The sequence below is a fragment of the Terriglobus roseus genome (assembly GCF_900102185.1).
In the GTDB taxonomy this organism is placed as follows: domain Bacteria; phylum Acidobacteriota; class Terriglobia; order Terriglobales; family Acidobacteriaceae; genus Terriglobus; species Terriglobus roseus_A.
Genome location: NZ_LT629690.1, coordinates 4833028 through 4851966, shown reverse-complemented (window position 1 = coordinate 4851966; position 18939 = coordinate 4833028). Strand labels below are relative to the sequence as shown.

The window sequence follows — 18939 nt, the reverse complement described above, 5'->3', positions numbered from 1 at the left end:
AGACTGCGCCGCACGATGGCAACTATGCCACCCCTGTAGCAGCGTTCTTCCAACCTCGCCGCCCGGCTGTGCTTGATCTGGCCTTCTATCAGGCGAAGCAGTTCCCTGCTATGTATCGCGGGGGAGCTTTCCTCGCCATGCATGGTGCCGCGGATAGTGATGATCCCTCAGGCCACGCTGGTTACGATATCGTCTTTGTCCCCTTCAAGGGCAGCAAGGCAGGAACGCCGGTGATCTTCGCCGATGGCTTCGCTGGTCCATCGCTTGAGGATAAGAACATCAAGCGGGCTATCTATCGTCCGGTTGGCGTTGCGGTGGGTCCAGATGGTGCTCTCTATGTTGCGGATTCCAACAAGGGCCGCATCTGGCGCATTGCCTATGATGGCAAACCTTAGCCTAACTCGGCGGACGTCACACGATTAACTTTTGATACAGGAACGGAAATGATAATGCCCCCTGTTAACTCTGACGCCAGCGAGCAGTTCAACATCATGGCACGCTGACAGCAGGCAACGGATCTCGTCTTCTTAACCCAGTTAATTTGCGGAGCAACCGCTGCAATGGCAGTTCACCGAATCGATGGATTGCGAATGCCAGCAGAGAACATGCCACGCAAGCTATGACAAGGCAAAGAAACGCTGAATATCTTCTGAAGGCGAACGACATCATTTCATAGCCCACTATCTGATGAACCAGATAAAGAGGATATGTAGTCAGCGCAGCGATACGGACTAGATGTACGCCACGCCTGCGGAAGAAACGGCTCCACAGCTCATTTCTACGTACGGACAGCATGATGATTACAAGGCTTCCTAACCAGAGTGCCAGAGGCAATTGCCATGCAAACGGAAGATTTGCCATTCCAGATAGCTTTTCCAGATCCAGAGCATGAAAGAAGATTTCAATGGCTCCGGTAAGTACGGCAAGCGTGAGGAAACACCATCGCGTCACCGTTGGACGATGTAAGAGGATAAGCCACAGGAAGACGCCGGCTGCAAAAAAGCAACCGTGTTGTAGAAGCAGTATTTGCGAAAAACGCCCATGCAGAAAGTGATGTGAAATGTCTGCAGCCTTGAATGACTTCAAAACCCCGAGCTGCGTTAACAGCGCCTCAAGCCAGAAACATGCTCCCGCAAGAGTGAGGACAGACATGACAGCTTCCAACCACTTCATGGCATGAAAGGCAAGCAGCACGAAGAGTATGAGATAAAATATCATCTCGAGCCCCAGGGTCCAATACACTCCGTCAATCCAAGTTGAGTTGGGCACAAGCAACATAGAGTGGCGCCAGAGTGGCTCAATTGACGCTACTGGCTCCTTATTCACGATGATGCGGATAAGCGCGGTTATGCTGGCGCAGATCCACGCCGCAGGATAGAGGCGAATAAATCGCTTTCGCACAAAATCCAATGCACCACTGCCTGCCGCAGAGAATGCGATCACGAAGCCAGATAAGACAAAGAAGATCTCTACGCCTACCCACCCGCCCGCAAATATCAGCCCCAATCGGGGATAAGTCGGCACAGAAGCAGGAATCTTCCCGTGATACGCGGCCCATTCCCACCATGAGAAGTGGAAGAGCATGACTATGACAGCCGCAACCACACGTACCAGGTCTAGACCGACATAAGGCAGCGAAGGCCGCCTTGAGTGATCAGTCACCTTTACACCTGAGGCCTGTTGCAGGCTGGAACCTTCCGGCATACCCAGATACTAGCATTCAGATATTTCACCTAAGTCGTGCCGCAGCATTTGCCATTAGGACCCACGTTTACCCTATTTTCCTTGTTTCCGGCGACTGCAATTGTGTTCTTACTTGAGGAGGGAGCTCAGTTGGGAGGGGTAGGTGGTGGGGGTGTCGGGGGCGCTGGGGGGGCGTACCCCTGTGCCGTAGGTGAGGCTGTCGCCCAGGCAGAGGATGGTTGTGTTGGGAGGTAGGGTGGCGGGGAGTTGCTGGCGGATGGCCTGGGCTAGCAGGGCGTAGCCTTTGGGGGTGAGGTGGACTCCGTCGGTGCTTAGCTGGTCGTTCGGTCCGCCGGCCTGTTTGAGGATGTCGCCGAAGTGGACCAGTGAGGCGTGGTCCCTCTGGGCTATCTGGGCGATGGTGTCGTTCACTGCCGCGAGGCGTTGCAGTGGGGCGATGTTGCCGTAGTCTTCCAGCTTGTGGCGGCTCATCAGGCGAACCATATCGGGTGTGTGGATCTCGACGAGGACTACCTGCGCGCCTGCGGCTGTGCTGCTCTTCACCATCGATTCCAGATGCTGTTTGGTGGATTCGAGGGGAAGTAGCTTCTTGTCGTTCAGTGCGTCGTTTGTGCCTGCGAACAGGATCACGATCTGCGGATGGAACTCATGCAAGGCGTTGTCGATGCGCGCGTCGAGTTCCGCGGTGTTCTCACCGGGAAATCCGTCGTTGATGACGCGCACCTGCGCAGGCAGAGAAGCACAACACAGCAGACAGCTTGAGAGGAGTAAAAGGCCTAGGGAACGCACGAGGTGAGTATAGGCTTCCCTGCCCTGATGCCTGTTGGGATTAGTCTTCCTAGACGCAGTAAAGGCCGCGCATCGCGCGGCCTTTACTGCAGTGTTACGAGGTTTACCCGATTACTGCTTGGACTTGGAGATGAGCTTCTCTAACCGGCCGATTTCACCACGATGTGCGGCCAGAACGATGTTGCGTTCGAGCGTGTTGGGCTGTTTCACCACTTGATTCCATGCGTCCTGCTCTGTTGCGAGGGCGGCTTTTGCTTGATCCAGAGTCATGATGAACTCCCTTTCGTTTTGAACGTTGTTGGCTGGTTGGAAGATTGCCTAGTCTGAGAAGGGCATGCCGAAGGAGAGTACGGCGCACCGTGGGGGGCGGTGTAGGCGGCCCATCACCTGAATGTGCTTGTCCATCTCATCCCAGATGGAGAGGGCGAAGTCGTTCAGGTAGAGGAAGCGTAGTTTGTCCGAGGTGGTGCCTTTCTCGGAGTAGATGCTGATCTCGTTGAGCCGCTGCGTTTGTGCAGAGGCAATCAGATAGGGCCACATGCTGATAGCGGGGGTGTTGTCCGGATTGTCCAGCTCCTCACGGCTCTGCGAGAGGATGGAATAGCGAGGCGGCTGTTGCGGATGGCGGCAAAGCTCAAGGCCAACGGGCGCTTCTGATGCCCAGGCACGTTTGGGTGCAGGCTGCAGGAGGCCGTAATACACGACATCTTTGGTTTGGTAGGTGGTCATCTCGACTCCAGACGGCTGACTTGCGGAAGTGCGCTCGTCTAGAGGTGAAGTCCGGAGAGGACTAGAGGCGAGAAGGTGTGCTCTCTTCAGCATAGTCCTTTCTGTGGAAATATGCCTGTTTTGCGGGATTATGTTCGGCGGCTTTGGCGTGGGGTGGGCTCGGGGGCCAGGGTGGTGCCTTCGGGTGTGATCTCCACGTCGTGGACGGGTTGGACGGCGTAGCTGTGGTCGAAGCGGCGGGCTATGCAGTTGGTGCTGGCTAGCTGGAGGCCGTAGAGGAGCGCAGTGGCTCGGGACTGTTCGAGACGGCCTGCGGCTAAGGCGTTGAGTACGGTGGAGATGGCCATCTGGACGGAGGTGCGGTCTTCCAGCGGGCCGAGGTCGAGTATCTGGCTGGGCGCGGGTTCCATGCCGACGAGCGTGCCGGACTTGTCGAGGACGGGAAGCATGACTTCTGTGCTTCGCTGTGGTGCGATGGCGCTGCGATGCTGCTGGTGAAGTCGATTGTGGAAGTAGCAGAAGTCGGCTTTGAGGAGCCGCGGCGATTGGCATTGGTCTCCGTTGGAGCGGATGTGGCGGCAAAGTCCGTATTGCATGTGTTTTCTCCTTGAAATGGTGAAGGCCAGCCTTTTGGCTGGCCCTGGTGGTGTGGGAGGGTACCCCCTCCCCCCTGTTTTTCTAAAATCGTCTTTCTATTGGGTTTACGGCGACGTTGTCGCTAAAATCGTCTTCCCATTGGGGTTAGGGGCAAAATCGTCTTTCTAAACGAGTTAGGGCCGCGCGATGCGCGGCCCTTTTCTTGTCCTGTTTCTATTGTAGTGAGTTTGGGGAAATACCATGCCAACTCTATTTGCTTTGGTTTGTTGGGCTTGGACGGAACAAGGGGTTGACAGCATTCATCTTGTTTAGTTTTAGTTGATGCCAACCCATGAGTTGGAGCCTATGAAACTCTTGCAAGAACTGAGGCAAAGAGCGGCGATTCCTGCAAGGCGTTAAGGTTGAGCGCCCACCAAAGTGCGTGAGACACACCCTTGTCTTCCCTTAACCCCATGGCATGCAATTTTTTCCTGAAAGCGATAATTACTGCACTAAAAAGATCATGTCCCTGAGCGGAATGCTTCAAGTCCTCAGCTAGGAGCCCCCGTAGCTCTTCCGTCTTACGAACAAGATCGTTGCGCTTCCTGGTAAGGCAAGCAGCGTTGAGAAGAGCGTCGATATACGCCGAACAATCTAGGATGAGGACGCCGTCATTCTCCGTGACATATCGAGAGAACGGCTTCATTGCGATCGGCAGCCTGAGCGCCTGTATCGCAGCTCTAATGAGAAATACTTCTTGGAGCGGCTGGCGAAGGATTGCACAAAACCCAGCTAGATCAACGTCGTCGACGCCGATAAATGATAAAAATTTGTCGATGGTCTGCTCTTCTAGCCAATACATCTCCATGCATGTGTAATCGGTCGTCAGAAGGAGAGAGCAATTATGCTCCAAACCGAGTAAACGATCTGCGTCGGCATCAACTATTCCGGTAAAGGATAGTGTTCTCCCCAGCTCTCTCTCCAACTCACAGGCAAGCGCAATTACCTCTGCCTTCTCTCCTCGATTGAGGCCCACGCGAGTGAGCATGTCGTCCGTAACATCGACGACATCGATACGAAAAACAGATGCATTCGTGCACCCTATCTGCCGAAGAACGAGTCGAACCAACCGTTCATCGACAGCACCTTCCACATATATGTCGCGGAGAGAAGGTTCTAGCTTGTATCTGGCTATGAGATCAATAACCCGTCGTCTGTCAAAAAGCATCTTCGTGTTTGTAAGGAGGAAGTCGCACCACTCCCTCGATGTATTCGCTTATTAGCTCGATTGAGTGTGTAGCAAGAAGAAACTGCATAGGCGCATCTCCAGAAAGTTTCAGAAGGCTTTGTAGTATTTTCGACTGCCATTTAATGTTCAGAGATATTTCTGGTTCATCAATGATGAAGATAGTCTGTCGGTTTTGGGCAATGATGACATAACAGAACATCAGCAATAAGTGTTGTTCACCCGAGGATAGAAGCGTGGGATCCAGAGTGCTTCCGCGGCTCGTGAGATACAGGCCAGCAGGGATTGTGAATCTGAGCTTCTTGCCTATTAAGAAGTCATTCGCTGTTTTTAGTAGCGTCGATACGAGCTTTTGCGCAGGCTGTAATGCATTCAGTTGAGCCTGAATGCTGTCGAGATATGGCGTGAGAACGCTTGAGACTAGATTGGCTTTGCTGACATCTGCTTCGATCAACCCCTTGTCCAAATCGTCAGATTTGAGGGGAGCAATCATCTTCAATTCTGCGAAGGCCTTCGAGCGATCTGAGAGTTCAAAGAGCCTCATCCTGAGTGACTCAAGATTTGCCTGATCCGCTACAACGGGTCCAACCTTGGCGATACTACTGATCACTTCGCTGTAAATCGCGTTGGCGTTAACGCTCCCCATGGCTGTAGCTCTGCGAGACTTTCCTCGGATGTACTCGGTCACGGCTGACATCGCATGGGTCAGGGGGTGTGGCTGGGCAAATTCGGGCGCGTCATATTCCCGTCTTATTATTCGGCCAAGGTGATCCCTGCTGTGCGTGATCGTTCGGTCTTCATTAGGTAAGACATCGCTAGCGAACGATCGTTCTGCTGAAAGTAAGTAAATCTGAATGTTGAGCTTTCTTAAAAAAGCCTTGAAACGCCGCTCTTCTTCGTCAGAACCAAATTCTCCGTCTTTGACCAAGTACGAGACTTCAAATGGAGCGTCTATGTCTGGGCAGTCGCAATAAACTGAATAATCTCCAGTTTCTGCCTTTGCTCGTGAAACAACGATAGAGCAACCTCCTGAAATCGCTACGGACAAACGTAAAAACGGCAGTTCTGCGAGCCGCTTCCTGTGCCCTCTATTCATGGCGGGGGAAAGCAGGTGGTAGACGGCTTGTAGAAGCCGAGTCTTTCCTGAACCATTCTCTCCATAAAGGATGAAGAGTTTCGAGAACTCGTGGTCGGACGCTTCAGTGTGCAGGTCGTAGTTCAGGTAACCAAAGAGCTCAGTTACCGCGATCCGAGTAATTGCACGAGGTGTCAGTCCTGTTGTTGTAGGCTCGTCCGGCTCTTGGGCACCAATCGTGCTACTTCGCTCATTCATCGCACACGCTCCATCTCAACGGATGGAACCACTATATCTTGCTAACTCTCTGGACTTCGCGGACGCCTGGGACTCTTCGTAGGTCTACGGTGAGTTTGTTCAGGTGGCGTAGGTCGAGGGTTTCTACTACGAACTCTACTGTGGCTGTGGTGCCGTCGTCGTTGGCTCGGCTGTCGACGCTGCGGATGTTGGTGTCGTCGTCGGAGATGATGGCCGTTAGCTCTTTCAGCATGCCGCTGCGGTCGTCGCAGGTGATGATGAGGCGGACGGGGTAGCGGGTGGGTTTGGCTCCACCGGCTGCGCTGGGGGCGTCAGGCGCCCATTCGACGTTGATGCGGCGGTCGCTCTCGTAGAGAAGGTTTTGTACGTTGGGACAGCTACGGGCGTGGACGGCGACGCCCTTTCCTCTTGTAACGTAGCCCACGATTTCTTCACCGCGGATGGGGTTACAACAACGGGCGCGGTAGACGAGTAAGTCGTTCTGGCCTTCGACCTGGAGTGAGTCAGAACCTTTGCCAAAGTAGACGCGCTTGATGGCGTCAGACATCTTGCTAAGTTCTGATGGCGGTACGGCGGAGAGGCTACCCGCGTTAATCGCCGCACCTACGGTGCCGGGCTGCGATGATTCTGTGCCCTGCCCTTCCGCGTTGTGGCCGGTGGTGCTGCCGGGGACTAACTTATTGAGCGTTTGACGTGCGGAGTACTTACCGAAGCCGATGGCTCCGAGTAAGTCAGAGGCGTTGCCCAAGCCATAGTCATTGGCGGCGCGGGTGTAATCGTCGTCAGATAACTTATGCAGACTTACTTTGAACTTACGGGCTTCACGCTCAAGTAACTTACGACCTATCTCAATGGCGCGTTCGCGCTGATGCTCGTTGAGCCAGTGCTTGATCTTGTTGCGGGCACGTGAGGACTTAACGAAGCTGAGCCAGTCGCGCGAGGGCGTGTGGCCGGTCTGCGTGGTGATTTCAACGATGTCGCCGTTGCGGAGGCGGTGGCGCAAGGGCACGATGCGCCCGTTGACCTTGGCGCCGGTGGTGGTGTGCCCGACTTCGGTGTGGATGGTGTACGCGAAGTCAATGGGTGTGGCGTCTTTGGGCAGGACGACGACTTTGCCCTTGGGGGTGAAGGTGTAGACCTCTTCGGGGTACAGGTCGATCTTGAGGGTCGACATGAACTCGTTGGGGTCGGTCATCTCCTTCTGCCATTCCATGAGCTGGCGGACCCAGGCGAGGCGTTGCTCGTCCTTGGCGTTTACGGTTTCGTTGGCCTTGTACTTCCAGTGCGCGGCGATGCCGTCTTCGGCGATGCGGTGCATCTCCTCCGTACGGATCTGGACTTCAAACTGGTAGCCGCCTTCGCCTACGAGCGTGGTGTGCAACGACTGGTAGAGGTTGGGGCGCGGCATGGCGATGAAGTCCTTGATACGGCCGGGGACGGGACGCCAGATGCTGTGGAGGAGGCCGAGGATTGCGTAGCAGTCCTGCACGGTTTGCGTGATGACGCGGACGGCGAAGAGGTCGTGGACGGAGCTGAGTTCGGGCGAGCCGCCTTCGGATGCATGCGCCTGCAGCTTGGAGTTGATGGAGTAGAGGCGCTTGATGCGGAACTCGACGCGGCCGGGGAGCCCGTGGCGGGTGAGTTCGAGGTTGAGGCGGTCTGCGATGGTGCTGAGGAACTCTGACCCGCCGCGGTTGCGGAGGAGTTCGACGTCTTGCGCGAGCTGGAGGTAACGTTCGGGGTCGACGTACTGGAAGGCGAGGTCTTCGAATTCGCCGCGGAGTTTGCCCATGCCGAGGCGGTGGGCGAGTGGCGCGTAGATTTCGAGGGTCTCTTTGGCGATGCGCGTCTGCTTCTCAGGCTTGAGGTGCGCGAGGGTGCGCATGTTGTGCAGGCGATCGGCCATCTTGATGAGGACGACGCGGATGTCGCTGACCATGGCGAGAAGCATCTTGCGGATGTTTTCGGCCTGGTGGTCTTCCTTGTTGGCGAACTTGATGCGGTCGAGCTTGGTGACGCCTTCGACGATGTGCGCGACCTGCGGGCCGAAGCGACGGGAGATCTCCTGGGAGGAGACGTCGGTGTCTTCGACGGCGTCGTGGAGGAGGCCGGCGGCGATGGCGGTGCTGTCCATCTTCATTTCGGCGAGGACCTGGCCGACTTCAAGCGGATGGATGACGTAAGGTTCGCCGCTGGCGCGCTTCTGGCCTTCGTGTTGCGAGAGGCAGAAGAGCCAAGCGGAACGGATGATTTCGAGGTCGTCGGCAGGGCGCGCTTCGTGGACGGTTTCGAGCAGGGTTTCGAAGTCGGCGTCGATCTTGGTGGTCAGCGCTGCTGGGAAGCCGGGGAGGTATTGCGCGGACTTGGGGTTGCCGGAGGGCTGAGGCGCGGGCGTGGATTCAGCGGGCGCGAGCGTGCCTTCTGGTTCGGCGAGGTTGGGATTGGGGACGGGCAGGGTGTTGTCCATCTCCAACATGGCCTCAATGCCGTTGGCGACGGGAAGCGTCTGGTTGCGGCGATGGGAGTCCTGTGGGGAGAGCGGCGTAAGCGCAGGTACAGCCGCCTCCAAGTTGCGACCAGAGTCGCTCGAGGAGAGATCAGAATTTCCGGGGTTCGCAGGAGACGCCTGCGGGAGGTCCATGAGCTATTTTAGCTTGCTCGGATGGACGAGGCTATCTGCACGCGATTTGCTTTGTGTTGGAGCTTTCTATTGTGTTGGGATTTTTAGGCCGAAGGCGTAGATAGTGTTGTCGGCGGTGGCGAAGGTGATTTGGCCGGGGCTGAAGCTTAGGGCGCTGGTGGTGACGGGGCTGGTGATTTGGGTGCCGCTGTTCCAGAGGGGTTTGCCGGTGGTGGCGTCGAGGGCGTAGAGCGTGGCGTTGGTTTTGTGAGTGCCTTTGCTTAGGACGAAGACGACTCCGCTTATGGCTATGGGGGCGGATGGGGTGTTGATGGTGGCGGAAGTCCATGCCGGTTCCAGCGCGGTGCTGGTGAGTTTGTAGGCGTGGATGGTGCCGGTGGTTGCGGTCGTGTCTGTTGCTAGCAGGTAGCGTGTGCCTTCGGACTCGAAGGTGGTGAGGGCGTTGGGTTTGAAGTTGTTTTCTGTAGCGCTGGTGATGTCTGGTGTGCCTGCTGCGGCGGTGGCGGAGAGGACGTGGATGCGGCCGTCGGCGGTGGTGATGGCGAGCTGTTCTTTGCTGGACTCGTCGCGGAAGATGACTGGCTGCGAGGTGAAGGTGGTGCCTGTTGGAGCCGGGATGTCGAGGCGGTGGGTCAGGGTTTTCGGTTCGAGTTGCGCGATGGCTTTTGGCGTGGCGACGTTGAGGATGCCGGACTCAGTGAATGCCGGGATGCCGACGATGGGGCCGGTGCTGGATTGCCACTTGGTGGGCGCGGGTTGCGGTGAGTTGGGGTCCATGCCGGAGACGACAGGGTGTGAGACGTCGAGGGCGTAGACGGAGTCGGATGCCGGGCCGCAGTTGTTGGCGGTGCTGGCGTAGATGATGTCGTCGACGTCAATGAGTGAGGCTACGCCGGTGCCTGCGGGCAGGAATGGGGCGGGCTTGTGTAGCTCTTTGAAGCTGCCCTGGCTGATGCCGTGCAGGATGCCGTCGGTCGTTACGTAAAAGAGTGGCTGCGAGCCTTTGTACAGGCCGGTGCCGGGGGCTGGGCCGGTGCGGACAGGGCCGGTGATGGGTTTGTTGTCCGCAGGGATGCCGCCGGGGCCTGAGGCTCCACCGATAGCTGGGCCGTTGGGTGCGGGAGCGTTGGCTGGTGCGGGGGTTTGTGTGGAGGCCGGTGCTGGAACAGGTGCTGCTACGGGGCGAGCGCGGCTGACTTCGCCGAGATTTACGCCGGCTCCGGGAGCGGAGACTGATGAGTGGTAGCCGCCTTTGCGGCCTGTGCCCGTGACGGGTGGTGGGACGAGTGGGGTGAGTCGTCCGATGGGGCCTGCGAGCGCTATGGGGCAGGCTTTGGAGGTGCTGGTGAAGTGTTTGTCGAAGTAGGTTCGGCCGAGGTCGTAATCGACGGAGAAGATGGCGTTGGTGCCGCCCACTACCGTTAAGGCTTTGAAGCCGGTGTACGCGATGAAGGTGTTTACCTGTACCGGTTCGGAGAGTTCGCCTTTGTTCTGGACTGGGACTTTCCATAGGAGTTGGAAGTCTTTTGCGGTTTCGGGCGTGATCTGGACGTCGGCTGGGACGGAGCGCGAACGTTGCGCATCCATGGCGGAGGTGGTCCATTCGGGGCCGGTGCGCGAGAACTGGGCGTGTGCTGTGCCTGCGATGGTTGCGACGAGGAGGATGCCTGAGAAGGTTTTCATTTGGCGACTCCGAAGCAGTAGAGGTCACCCTGGAAGGTGGTGATGTAGGCGCGGCCGTTGGCTACGGAGATGGAGGTGAAGTGGTTCCAGCCCTGGATCTGTGTGCCGCTGTCCCATAGTTTTTTGCCGGTGGTGGCGTCGAAGGCGTAGAGCACGGCGCGGCGTGAGTGCTGGATGCGAACCGCCGACTGCATGGATGTGGGTATTTGCGGCAACGGCGGTGGAGGTGGTTCGTTCCATGCCTGATCGACACGGGCCTGCGCGGCGTCTTCACCCGATGCGTAGGCGAAGACGATGCCGTTGGCGATGATGGCGGTTTCGCCGTTGTCGATGTCTTCACTGATCCATGCGGGATCGAGCGACCACTTGCCGTTGCGTTCGTTCACCTTGAAGGTGGCGAGGCCACCGCGCTTGTTGCGCTCTTTGGTCTTGCTGTTGGTGCCGTTGTCGATGGGCGCGTGAAAGGCGGGGTTGATGGGGCCGTAGAACGGGACGGTGAGCCATGTCTGGCCGCTCGCGTCGTTCCATGTGCTCATGGCGCCCCATACGCCTTCGTTGGCGTAGTTGGATTGCACGTTGCAGATGAGCGGCGTGCTGTACAGCGAGGTGCGATGGTCGTCGCCGCCGAGTTCGTCACGATCGAGGAGCCAGACGCGGCATTCTTTCGATGTGCCTGCGAGGAGATGATGGCCCTTGCTGTCGAAGGCTACGGGCGTGACGTTGATGTCGAGGTCGCGCTTGAACATGTAATCGGCGTTGGGCGGGGAGAAGTAATCCTGCAGACGCAGTTCCTTGCCGTTGTTGAGATGAAGGCCGACGATGCCGTTGCCGAAATGACCGGCTTCAGGATTCCATTCGCCGTCGCCGGTGCCCATGTAGCCGACGTCCTGCGGGGAGACGGAGACACCGCGGCGTCCCCAGAGACCGCCACCAGTGGGAACGAAGAGGCTGCTCTTCTTTGTGGCGATGTCATACGAGAAGAAGGTGAACGCAACGCCGCCGCACCCCTGTGAGACGGAGGAGTAGACCACGCCGTCCTTGATGTTCAGGGCGTAGGGCTTGGCGTTGGATGGGAGCCACTTCTGCGGGGCTTCAATGTCTTTGCCGGTGCCGGGGTCGATGGTGAGCAAGCGGCCGTCCCAGCCTACGGCGTAGACGATGTAGTGGCCGTCTGAAGACTTGGTCATGGCTGGCATGGCGGTTTGGCCGCCGGGGCAGAGCGTGCCTGCGGGACGCGCGTTTGGCGGTGGTGTGTACGCGCTGTCGAAGTGGCGATGCCAGAGTTGTTTGCCGGTGGCGAGATCAATGCCCCAGAGATCGTCAGAGATGCCGGCCATGATGCCGATCTGCTTTACGCCTTCTGCGGTTTGCACCTGCGAGGCGATGAGCGGCGGGAAGAGATTGTGCATCTCGCGCGTGGGGGTGTCGGTATGGAACTTCCAGAGGAGGTGCGTCTGCGCGACGTTGTCTTTTGTGAAAAGCGTTTCGCCCTGGAGTTGGCCCGTGCGACCGTTGTCGGCGCCCTCGGTGAGGTAGTCGGTGGTTTGGGCCTTTGTCGCGAGACTGCATGCGAGAAGGAAAAGCGTTCCGGCGTGGCGAAGGTTCACTGCGGCCTCTGGGAGCTGAATCGTTTCAGAAAAAGAGGCTACCGGGGCGGTGAGGGCTAGTCAATCGGTGTTAGGATTCGGGCGTGATGCGGCGTTCTCTTCTCTTCGGTTGCGTTCTTGGTTTTGTGGGTGGAACTGCTTTGGCGCAGTTGCCGGCGGGGCATGATGCGGCGCTGGTGCAGAAGAAATGCACGGTGTGCCACGACACCGATCGCGTGATGAGCCAGCGACAGGATGCCGACGGTTGGCAGACGACCGTGAACAAGATGAAGGCTCTGGGTGCGCAGATTGATGCGGCGGAGCAGAAGAAGATTGTGGCTTACCTGGCTGCTGCGTTTCCTGCGGAGATGGGGCCGAAGTTGAATATCAACCAGGCTTCGCAGGTGGAGTTGGAGGCGGCTTTTTCGCTGAAGCGGAAAGAGGCTGCCGCGGTGGTGAAGTATCGGGAGCAGGTGGGTGGCTTCAAGTCTGTTGATGACTTGAAGAAGGCTCCGGGGATGGATGCGAAGAAGGTGGATGAGAAGAAGGCGGACCTAACGGTTTAGTTTTCGGTCGCCTTCTTCTGCATCGTTGTTTATGCGTCGTGGCGCTTACTGAATTTCGACAACAACCTTGCCTTTGCTGCCCGCCGCTACGCTGGCGTAGGCCTCTGCGATGTTGCTGGTGGTGAAGGTTTGTTCGCTTACGAGAGGGCGGAGCAATCCTTTGTCTGCAAGGTCTGTGATGTGTGACAGAATCTCGCCGTGATGGGCGCGTCCGCGTCCTGTTTGCAGAGGCATGAGGGTGAAGACGCCGGAGTAGGTTGCTCCGCGGAATGAGAGTGGCGCCAGGGCGTGCGTGCCCCAACCGAGACAACTGACGACGTGGCCGGTGTAGAACTTTGCGACAGTGAAGGAGTCGTCGAGCGTCTTGCCGCCGAGCGTGTCGTAGATGACGTCGAAGCCTTCGCCTGCGGTGAGTTCTTCGAGATATTGCGCGGCGGTCTTTTCGTTGTAGTCGATGGGTGTGGCTCCGTACGACTCGACGAGGTGCGATTTTTCTTTGGAGACAGTGGCGAATACGTTCGCGCCGTAGGCCTTGGCGATCTGCACCACGAGATGGCCTACGCCGCCTGCGCCTGCTTGTACGAGGACGCTTTTGCCTGCGGAAACATTGGCGCGATCGACGAGGCCTTCCCATGCGGTGATTGCGTTCAATGGCAGAGACGCAGCTTCACGCATGGTGAGTTTTTTGGATTTGTGCGCGAGGAGATCAGCGTCTGCGAGGATGTACTCGGCGAGTGTGCCTTGTTGTCCGCCTACGCCGCCTACCATTCCGTAGACTTCGTCATTGGGTTTGAAGCGGGTGACGTTGGGGCTGACGGCGACGACGGTGCCAGCCATATCTAAACCGAGCACGGATGGGAGCGGCTGCTTTGCGTGGCCTGCTTTGCCGGAACGGATTTTTGTGTCGAGCACGGCGACGCCGCTTGCGCTGATCTTTACCAACACCTGATCTGCTTGCGGTTCTGGTGTTGCTATCTCGGTTTCAATAAAGTCGCCGTCTTCTTGTTGCACCATCCAAACGCGATGCTTCATTGGTTCTCCTGTGGGTTCCTGCTTCCACTATGCACTGGATGCAATAGAAAAGGCCCGCTTGCGCGGGCCTTTCTGGTTTTCGTTGCATTTGGAGGCGAACGAAAGTTGGGTTAGAGGCCGAAGCAGTAGACGTTGCCGTCGTAGCTGCTCATGTAGACCTTGCCGTTGGCTACGGTGACGCCAGTGAAGTGGTTGAAGGAGGTGATGGTGTCCTTCGAGGACCACAGCTCTTTGCCGGTTTCCGCGTCGAGGGCGTAGACCGTGACGTGGTTGGACAGAGCGGCGCGGTTGGACGAGTCAAAGTTCAGGCCGATGTCAGGCCAGACCTGCTGCGTGTCGTCGCCCGAACCCCAGGTGTAGACAACGCCGTTGGCGATGATGGGCGGTTCGCCACGGAACATGTCACGCGAGACCCACACTGGCTTGTAGACGGGCTTGCCGCCTTCTTCCACCAGCTTGAATGCGCCTACGCCGCCTTCCTTGGTGACAGGCGTGTTCTCAATGGGGAACTTGAACTGTGAGTGCTTCGGTCCCCAGAAAGGAACGAGAACCCAGCGCGTGCCAGCCTTGTCTTCCCATGATGAGACGGCTCCCCACGATCCAGCGGAGGCGAAGTCAACTGCCTCGTTGCAGATGTACGGCGTCTTGATGAAGGGCTCGTGGTGGTCTGTTGTGCCACCGGGATTCTGCGGGTCGAGGAGGTACAGGCGGCACTCCTTACCGGAGGCAGCCATGTATTCCTTGCCCTTGAAGGTGAAGGCGGTTGGCGTGTTGTTGGGATCAAGGTCGCGACGACGGAGCCAGTCCCAGTTGGTGGGCGTGAACCAGTCTTTGACCTGCCAGTTGCCGTCCTTCAGGTGGAAGCCGACGACGGAGTTGCCGAGTACGAGGTTGTTGGGATTCGACGGGTTGTAAATGCCGTCGCCCGTGGTGGTCCAGACGGTGCCGTCAGAGGTGATGACGGGACCACGACGCCCCCAGAGACCGCCGCCGCCGCCAAAGCCCTTGGAGGTGGTTACCTTGCCGTAGTCAGCGCCGGGTGTGACGACAGCGGAGAAGATGCCGCCGCGGCCTGCCCAGATGATGCTGCCCTTGTAGAGCTGCAGAGCAAATTTGCTGGTGGAGCCGCCCTTGATGGGCTCCTGGATATCTTCGCCGGTGACGTTGGAGAGCGTGTGCAGATTGCCGCCGCCGTCAATGACGTAGATGGGGCGAACACCCTTGGCATCGGGTTCGCCGATGACAGGAACGTCCGTGGAACCGCCGGGGTTGAGGAAGTTGTAGTGACGCGTGTCGGTTGGCTGCGCGGGCATCTGGCGCGGCTGGCCGTCAGGGCCCATGCGGACTTCCGGCTTGGGCGGCGTGTACTTGAAGTGGTGTTCGAAGAAGGGCTTGCCGGACTTCGCGTCGAAGGCGTAGAGCGTGTCGCCGACGCCGAGGATGTAGACGATCTCCTTCGGGCCTTCTGCGGTGGGTACGTTCTGGACGACGAGCGGATCCATGAGGGTGTGGAGGCCCTGCGGATAGACGTCGGTCTTGGTCTTCCAGAGAAGCTTCAGCTTGCCCACGTTGGTCTTGGAGAGGATGTGCTCATCCTTGTTCCAGCCGGAGCGTTCGACGTCGCCACCGGACATGAGCCAGTTGCCGTTCTGAGCAACGGCCATGCCGCAGCCAAGCACTACGGTAGCGATGGCGGAGAGCGTTTTGAGTTTGGTGGTGTTGAACATTAGCGCTCCTCTGGAATGCCGAACTGCAGCAGGGTGTTGTCATGCGTGGTGACGTAGATGTGGCCGTTGGCGGCGGCAAGCGGTGTGTTGGCGTACGACGTGATGGCCGCACCGCTGTTAAAGACTTCTGAGCCGCTGGCGAGATTGAAGATGGTCAGCTTTGCGGGCTTCGCTTCCTTCTCGACTTCCGCAACGGTCTTGAGTTTGCCGCTGGCGTTGGTCAGGCTGTTGGGCAGGCCGGAGCTGAGGCCAGCGACCAGACCGCCAATGCTGACGGGGCCAACGGGTGCGAGCATGTCAGCCGAGGACCATGCCGGAACGAGCTTGGCGCGGCCTGAGGAGGCGTCAAACTTGAACGCAACGATAGCGCCGTGGGTGATGGGGCCCTTGGAGCCGGGGAACGTTGTTGCCAGCGGGCCGTGGACGGAGGCCAGGACGTAACGCGTCTTGGTCTTCTCGTCGACTGCAGTGGCGAAGTGGCCGAAGATGCCCGCGCCGCTGCCTGGCTTTACGAGAGCTTCCGAAGCGAAGAGCGGCGAGTGGTGGTCGCTGCCGCCGGGAGCTGAGGCATCTAGCAGATAGACATGGCCGGAGCGATCGCCTGCGAGGATGTATTCCTTGCCACCTTCGGTGAAGACTGCAGGTGTGACGCCTGCGTCGCCGGGATGGAAGGCGGGTTCGCTGGCGGGCGTGAACCAATCCTTCACGGCGAGGGTTGCGGCATCAAGCTTCAGCAGCGTGTCCGAGTAGCCGCCTGCCACGTCGCCTTTGCCAGTGGGAGCGGTGCCGTAGACGAATTCACCCTTGAGGTCGATGGCGGTGCCACCGGCTCCTGCGAAGCCTTCGCCATTGGTGAGGAAGCTGACAGTCTCCGTCCACTTGGGTTGCGTCTTGAAGGGCTTGTCCGGCTCGTTTTCAATCGTTGGCGCGGTGAAGGTGGAGGCGTAGAGGCCGTTGGCGGTGCCGTTGCAGCCGTTGATGGTGGCTGCGATGAAGGTGTCTTTCGCGCTGATGTTCAGGGCGGAGACGTTGGCACCGGCGGGTGCAAGCTTGGCGGGCGGAACCCAGCTATTGTTCGAGTCCTGCTGACGCATGGTGTAGATGTAACCGTCTTCACCGATGTTCCAGAGAAGACCGAGTCGACCGAAGCCACCGCCGCCGCCGAAACGAGAGGTGCTGGAGAGGCCGGCAAGAACGGGTGCTGCCGTGACGCCACCGGGGCAGAGAACGGTGGGCGCACTGGCCTTCACGGTTTCCTTGCCGGGGACGGTGGTTGCAGTCTTGAACTCGTAATTGAGGTCAGCGTCGGTCTGGTAGGTGGTACCGGAAGCCGAGCCGGTCCAGAGGAACTCATGGAAGCCGGTGTAGCCGATGACCGTGGCGACGTCGATGGTGGAGGTGATGGAGTTGAGGCCCATCGCCTTCACAGCCGCGAACTTGTGCTTGTAGAGCAGCACGATTTTGCTGGCGGTCTCGGGAGACAGATGGGTGTCCTGCTGGGCCCAACCGTCGCGTTGAGGATTACCGGCCACCGTGGGCCAGTTGGCTGCCCATAGGCAGGCGCAGGAACTGGCCGCAACGCAAAGCGACCAGAGAGCTTGTTTCCGCATGCAGAGACCTCACTCAATTACTGAAAAGTGCATGTCCATTGAAAGCGTTTTGAGACGTCTCACAATGGTCTTTAAAAAACTGCTTCCGACAGGCCAATCTGGTGGTGCGTTCAGAGAAACGCGTCCCTATGGTCTTCAGTTGGAAGCGAACTGTTTATTCCATTCGCGGTGAGGCGTTGTCAAGAGCTTGTTTTGGGGTGTGATTACAGCCGGGATTCGTGACCGGAAGGGACGGGTGCGGGAAGTAGACACAGAAAGGACCGAGCGAATGGCAGAGGTGAGCCGTCTTCTCTTGTGGATGCCTGCTATTTATATGGTCCATGGGACAGGAATGCGCTACGAAAGTGAGCCTTGTGAGAAAGCTCGTGTTTCTTCTGCTGTTAACAGCGGGAGTTGCCGCCGCACAACTGCAGCAATTCAGGACTGTCGATTCGCCTCAGCCTGACGAGAACATCGATCAACCTTGCCGCTACGAGGCATCGTTCCCGGCCGGGAACAAGCCGGTGAAAGCAGCATGGGTCACATACGATCGAGGACCCGACATCACCGCGTTCTACTTCGATCCGGATGTGCTTGCTTTTGCGGCGAAGAACGATCTGGCGATGGTGCTGGCTCACCAATGTCCAGCGGCGCGAACACCAGAGAAGGGCGAAATGGACATGTATCCCGAGCACGGCCTTGGGAGGTCGCTCTTCGCGGCGCTCCACTCGCTTGGGGAGGAGAGTGGGCATCCTGAGTTGGCGCAGGCCAAGCTCATCGTTCTGGGATTTTCCGGGACGGGCGCTTACTTCGGTCATTTTGTGGCGTATGCGCCGAAGCGCGTCCTGGCTGCAATTCTTACCAATCCCGGGCAAAGCGATCCTGACAACATCGACAAGATCAAGCTCGACGAAGATGGAGTGGCTGTGCCGGAACTCATCATCGCGGGTGGGCGGGACAACGTTGGCGGTGTGCTGAAACCGTACGCATTCTATGAACACCACCGCAGCGAAGGAGCGCCCTGGGTCTACCTGGTGCAGAACAACATCCCTCACTGCTGCATCAACAACACACGGGCTTTCATGCTCCATTGGCTCCAAGCGGTCATAGACCAGAGAAAACCTGACCCGCAGCGGCCTTTGTTGCCGATGAACCTCAAGTCTGGCTGGTACGGCTCTATTCAGCCATGCTCGACGCCATACAAGGACCATTGGGGGTTGCCGCTTTGGAATGTTTGCGAAGCGCACGTTGAGCGCGCGGGGAAAACTCTGCCCAATAAAGAAATGCCCTCCGGTTACTTTCCGACAGAGGCCCTGGCACGCGAATGGCTGGCGTTTATCAAGCTGCCAGATCATCCGAAGACATCCTTCGCACGACCGAGCGATCCCAACTTTGGAGACCCAACCAAACTCAACCCATAGGTAGGCAGCGAAGAAGCGCGGACCATACAAGTCTCGGCAGAAGTAATGCAGTAGCATCCGAAAATGGTCAGCTTGGTAAGGCTTCTCGTCTCGCTGGTGGTGGCTTTTGCGGCATTCGTGGTGGCGTTTCTTGCAGTGTTCGTACCGATGCTGCTGATAGACATGCACTACGCACCGCACGATGGACAAGGCGGCATGGGCGGGTTTTTCCTTGGCGTTCCAGTTGGCGCAGGGGTAGCTCTTGTTTCTGGAGTCGCTTTTTACATTCGCGCAGAGCGAAGGAACTGGTTTGCCAATTCAAAGTGAGACGTTCCCCA

General features: G+C 58.0%; 16 protein-coding genes and 1 pseudogene. 4 read left to right on the top strand and 13 right to left on the bottom strand.

Annotation, left to right across the window (positions count from 1 at the left end; all coding sequences use genetic code 11):
* Nucleotides 1-395: PQQ-dependent sugar dehydrogenase (locus BLT38_RS20395; RefSeq protein WP_419865726.1), on the top strand; the 395-nt coding region annotated here is incomplete at its 5' end.
* 94 nt (nt 396-489) lie between these two features.
* Here BLT38_RS20395 and BLT38_RS20390 read toward each other — a convergent pair.
* The 10 genes and pseudogenes from BLT38_RS20390 to BLT38_RS20350 all read right to left on the bottom strand — a co-directional run bounded on the left by BLT38_RS20390 (nt 490) and on the right by BLT38_RS20350 (nt 12308).
* Complete coding sequence (locus BLT38_RS20390; RefSeq protein WP_083346822.1) at nt 490-1704, bottom strand: acyltransferase family protein; 1215 nt, start codon at nt 1702-1704, stop codon at nt 490-492.
* 108 nt (nt 1705-1812) lie between these two features.
* Nucleotides 1813-2508: pseudogene (locus BLT38_RS20385) on the bottom strand (GDSL-type esterase/lipase family protein); the annotation flags it as partial.
* A 96-nt stretch (nt 2509-2604) separates the two neighbouring features.
* Nucleotides 2605-2763, bottom strand: coding sequence for a hypothetical protein (locus tag BLT38_RS20625; protein ID WP_156785235.1), 159 nt, complete (start codon nt 2761-2763; stop codon nt 2605-2607).
* A 48-nt stretch (nt 2764-2811) separates the two neighbouring features.
* Nucleotides 2812-3222 (bottom strand): hypothetical protein, encoded by a 411-nt coding sequence (locus tag BLT38_RS20380; protein ID WP_083346820.1) that lies wholly within the window; start codon nt 3220-3222, stop codon nt 2812-2814.
* A gap of 128 nt (nt 3223-3350) precedes the next feature.
* Entirely contained in the window at nt 3351-3818 is a 468-nt protein-coding gene (locus BLT38_RS20375) for a hypothetical protein (protein WP_083346819.1), read from the bottom strand.
* A gap of 344 nt (nt 3819-4162) precedes the next feature.
* Nucleotides 4163-5026 carry a DUF4435 domain-containing protein gene (locus tag BLT38_RS20370; protein ID WP_083346818.1) on the bottom strand — a complete coding sequence of 288 codons (864 nt, stop codon included), beginning with the start codon at nt 5024-5026 and terminating at the stop codon, nt 4163-4165.
* Complete coding sequence (locus tag BLT38_RS20365) at nt 5016-6377, bottom strand: AAA family ATPase (RefSeq protein WP_083346817.1); 1362 nt, start codon at nt 6375-6377, stop codon at nt 5016-5018. The genes BLT38_RS20370 and BLT38_RS20365 overlap by 11 nt, the downstream gene beginning before the upstream one ends.
* Before the next feature lie 31 nt (nt 6378-6408).
* Nucleotides 6409-9018, bottom strand: a complete 2610-nt coding sequence (locus tag BLT38_RS20360) for a RelA/SpoT family protein (protein ID WP_083346816.1) — start codon at nt 9016-9018, stop codon at nt 6409-6411.
* Nucleotides 9019-9084: 66 nt separating this feature from the next.
* On the bottom strand, nt 9085-10701 hold the full coding sequence (locus BLT38_RS20355) for a hypothetical protein (RefSeq protein WP_083346815.1): 1617 nt from the start codon (nt 10699-10701) through the stop codon (nt 9085-9087).
* A complete protein-coding gene (locus BLT38_RS20350; RefSeq protein ID WP_083346814.1) occupies nt 10698-12308 on the bottom strand; it encodes a hypothetical protein in 1611 nt (536 codons plus the stop codon). The genes BLT38_RS20355 and BLT38_RS20350 overlap by 4 nt, the downstream gene beginning before the upstream one ends.
* 86 nt (nt 12309-12394) lie before the next feature.
* On the opposite strand from BLT38_RS20350, the gene BLT38_RS20345 reads away from it, so the two are divergent.
* On the top strand, nt 12395-12853 hold the full coding sequence (locus BLT38_RS20345) for a helix-hairpin-helix domain-containing protein (protein ID WP_083346813.1): 459 nt from the start codon (nt 12395-12397) through the stop codon (nt 12851-12853).
* A 45-nt stretch (nt 12854-12898) separates the two neighbouring features.
* Here the strand turns inward: BLT38_RS20345 and BLT38_RS20340 are convergent, their stop codons facing one another.
* The 3 genes from BLT38_RS20340 to BLT38_RS20330 form a co-directional block, all read right to left on the bottom strand.
* Nucleotides 12899-13885 (bottom strand): zinc-dependent alcohol dehydrogenase family protein, encoded by a 987-nt coding sequence (locus BLT38_RS20340; RefSeq protein ID WP_083346812.1) that lies wholly within the window; start codon nt 13883-13885, stop codon nt 12899-12901.
* A 110-nt stretch (nt 13886-13995) separates the two neighbouring features.
* Nucleotides 13996-15612 (bottom strand): PQQ-binding-like beta-propeller repeat protein, encoded by a 1617-nt coding sequence (locus tag BLT38_RS20335; RefSeq protein ID WP_083346811.1) that lies wholly within the window; start codon nt 15610-15612, stop codon nt 13996-13998.
* On the bottom strand, nt 15612-17222 hold the full coding sequence (locus tag BLT38_RS20330; RefSeq protein ID WP_083346810.1) for a hypothetical protein: 1611 nt from the start codon (nt 17220-17222) through the stop codon (nt 15612-15614). Before BLT38_RS20330 ends, BLT38_RS20335 begins: the two co-directional genes overlap by 1 nt.
* A gap of 365 nt (nt 17223-17587) precedes the next feature.
* Here BLT38_RS20330 and BLT38_RS20325 point away from each other — a divergent pair, with 365 nt between their 5' ends.
* Together BLT38_RS20325 and BLT38_RS20320 are read left to right on the top strand one after the other, a co-directional pair.
* A complete protein-coding gene (locus tag BLT38_RS20325; protein WP_083346809.1) occupies nt 17588-18622 on the top strand; it encodes a hypothetical protein in 1035 nt (344 codons plus the stop codon).
* A gap of 63 nt (nt 18623-18685) precedes the next feature.
* Nucleotides 18686-18928 (top strand): hypothetical protein, encoded by a 243-nt coding sequence (locus BLT38_RS20320; protein ID WP_083346808.1) that lies wholly within the window; start codon nt 18686-18688, stop codon nt 18926-18928.
* Nucleotides 18929-18939: the final 11 nt, after the last annotated feature.

What these genes read in the sequence shown, in the direction of transcription:
- BLT38_RS20390 (WP_083346822.1), bottom strand. Translation starts at nt 1,704, where the DNA reads ATGCCGGAAGGTTCCAGCCTGCAACAGGCCTCAGGTGTAAAGGTGACT.
- BLT38_RS20625 (WP_156785235.1), bottom strand. Translation starts at nt 2,763, where the DNA reads ATGACTCTGGATCAAGCAAAAGCCGCCCTCGCAACAGAGCAGGACGCA.
- BLT38_RS20380 (WP_083346820.1), bottom strand. Translation starts at nt 3,222, where the DNA reads ATGACCACCTACCAAACCAAAGATGTCGTGTATTACGGCCTCCTGCAG.
- BLT38_RS20375 (WP_083346819.1), bottom strand. Translation starts at nt 3,818, where the DNA reads ATGCAATACGGACTTTGCCGCCACATCCGCTCCAACGGAGACCAATGC.
- BLT38_RS20370 (WP_083346818.1), bottom strand. Translation starts at nt 5,026, where the DNA reads ATGCTTTTTGACAGACGACGGGTTATTGATCTCATAGCCAGATACAAG.
- BLT38_RS20365 (WP_083346817.1), bottom strand. Translation starts at nt 6,377, where the DNA reads ATGAATGAGCGAAGTAGCACGATTGGTGCCCAAGAGCCGGACGAGCCT.
- BLT38_RS20360 (WP_083346816.1), bottom strand. Translation starts at nt 9,018, where the DNA reads ATGGACCTCCCGCAGGCGTCTCCTGCGAACCCCGGAAATTCTGATCTC.
- BLT38_RS20355 (WP_083346815.1), bottom strand. Translation starts at nt 10,701, where the DNA reads ATGAAAACCTTCTCAGGCATCCTCCTCGTCGCAACCATCGCAGGCACA.
- BLT38_RS20345 (WP_083346813.1), top strand. Translation starts at nt 12,395, where the DNA reads ATGCGGCGTTCTCTTCTCTTCGGTTGCGTTCTTGGTTTTGTGGGTGGA.
- BLT38_RS20340 (WP_083346812.1), bottom strand. Translation starts at nt 13,885, where the DNA reads ATGAAGCATCGCGTTTGGATGGTGCAACAAGAAGACGGCGACTTTATT.
- BLT38_RS20335 (WP_083346811.1), bottom strand. Translation starts at nt 15,612, where the DNA reads ATGTTCAACACCACCAAACTCAAAACGCTCTCCGCCATCGCTACCGTA.
- BLT38_RS20330 (WP_083346810.1), bottom strand. Translation starts at nt 17,222, where the DNA reads ATGCGGAAACAAGCTCTCTGGTCGCTTTGCGTTGCGGCCAGTTCCTGC.
- BLT38_RS20320 (WP_083346808.1), top strand. Translation starts at nt 18,686, where the DNA reads ATGGTCAGCTTGGTAAGGCTTCTCGTCTCGCTGGTGGTGGCTTTTGCG.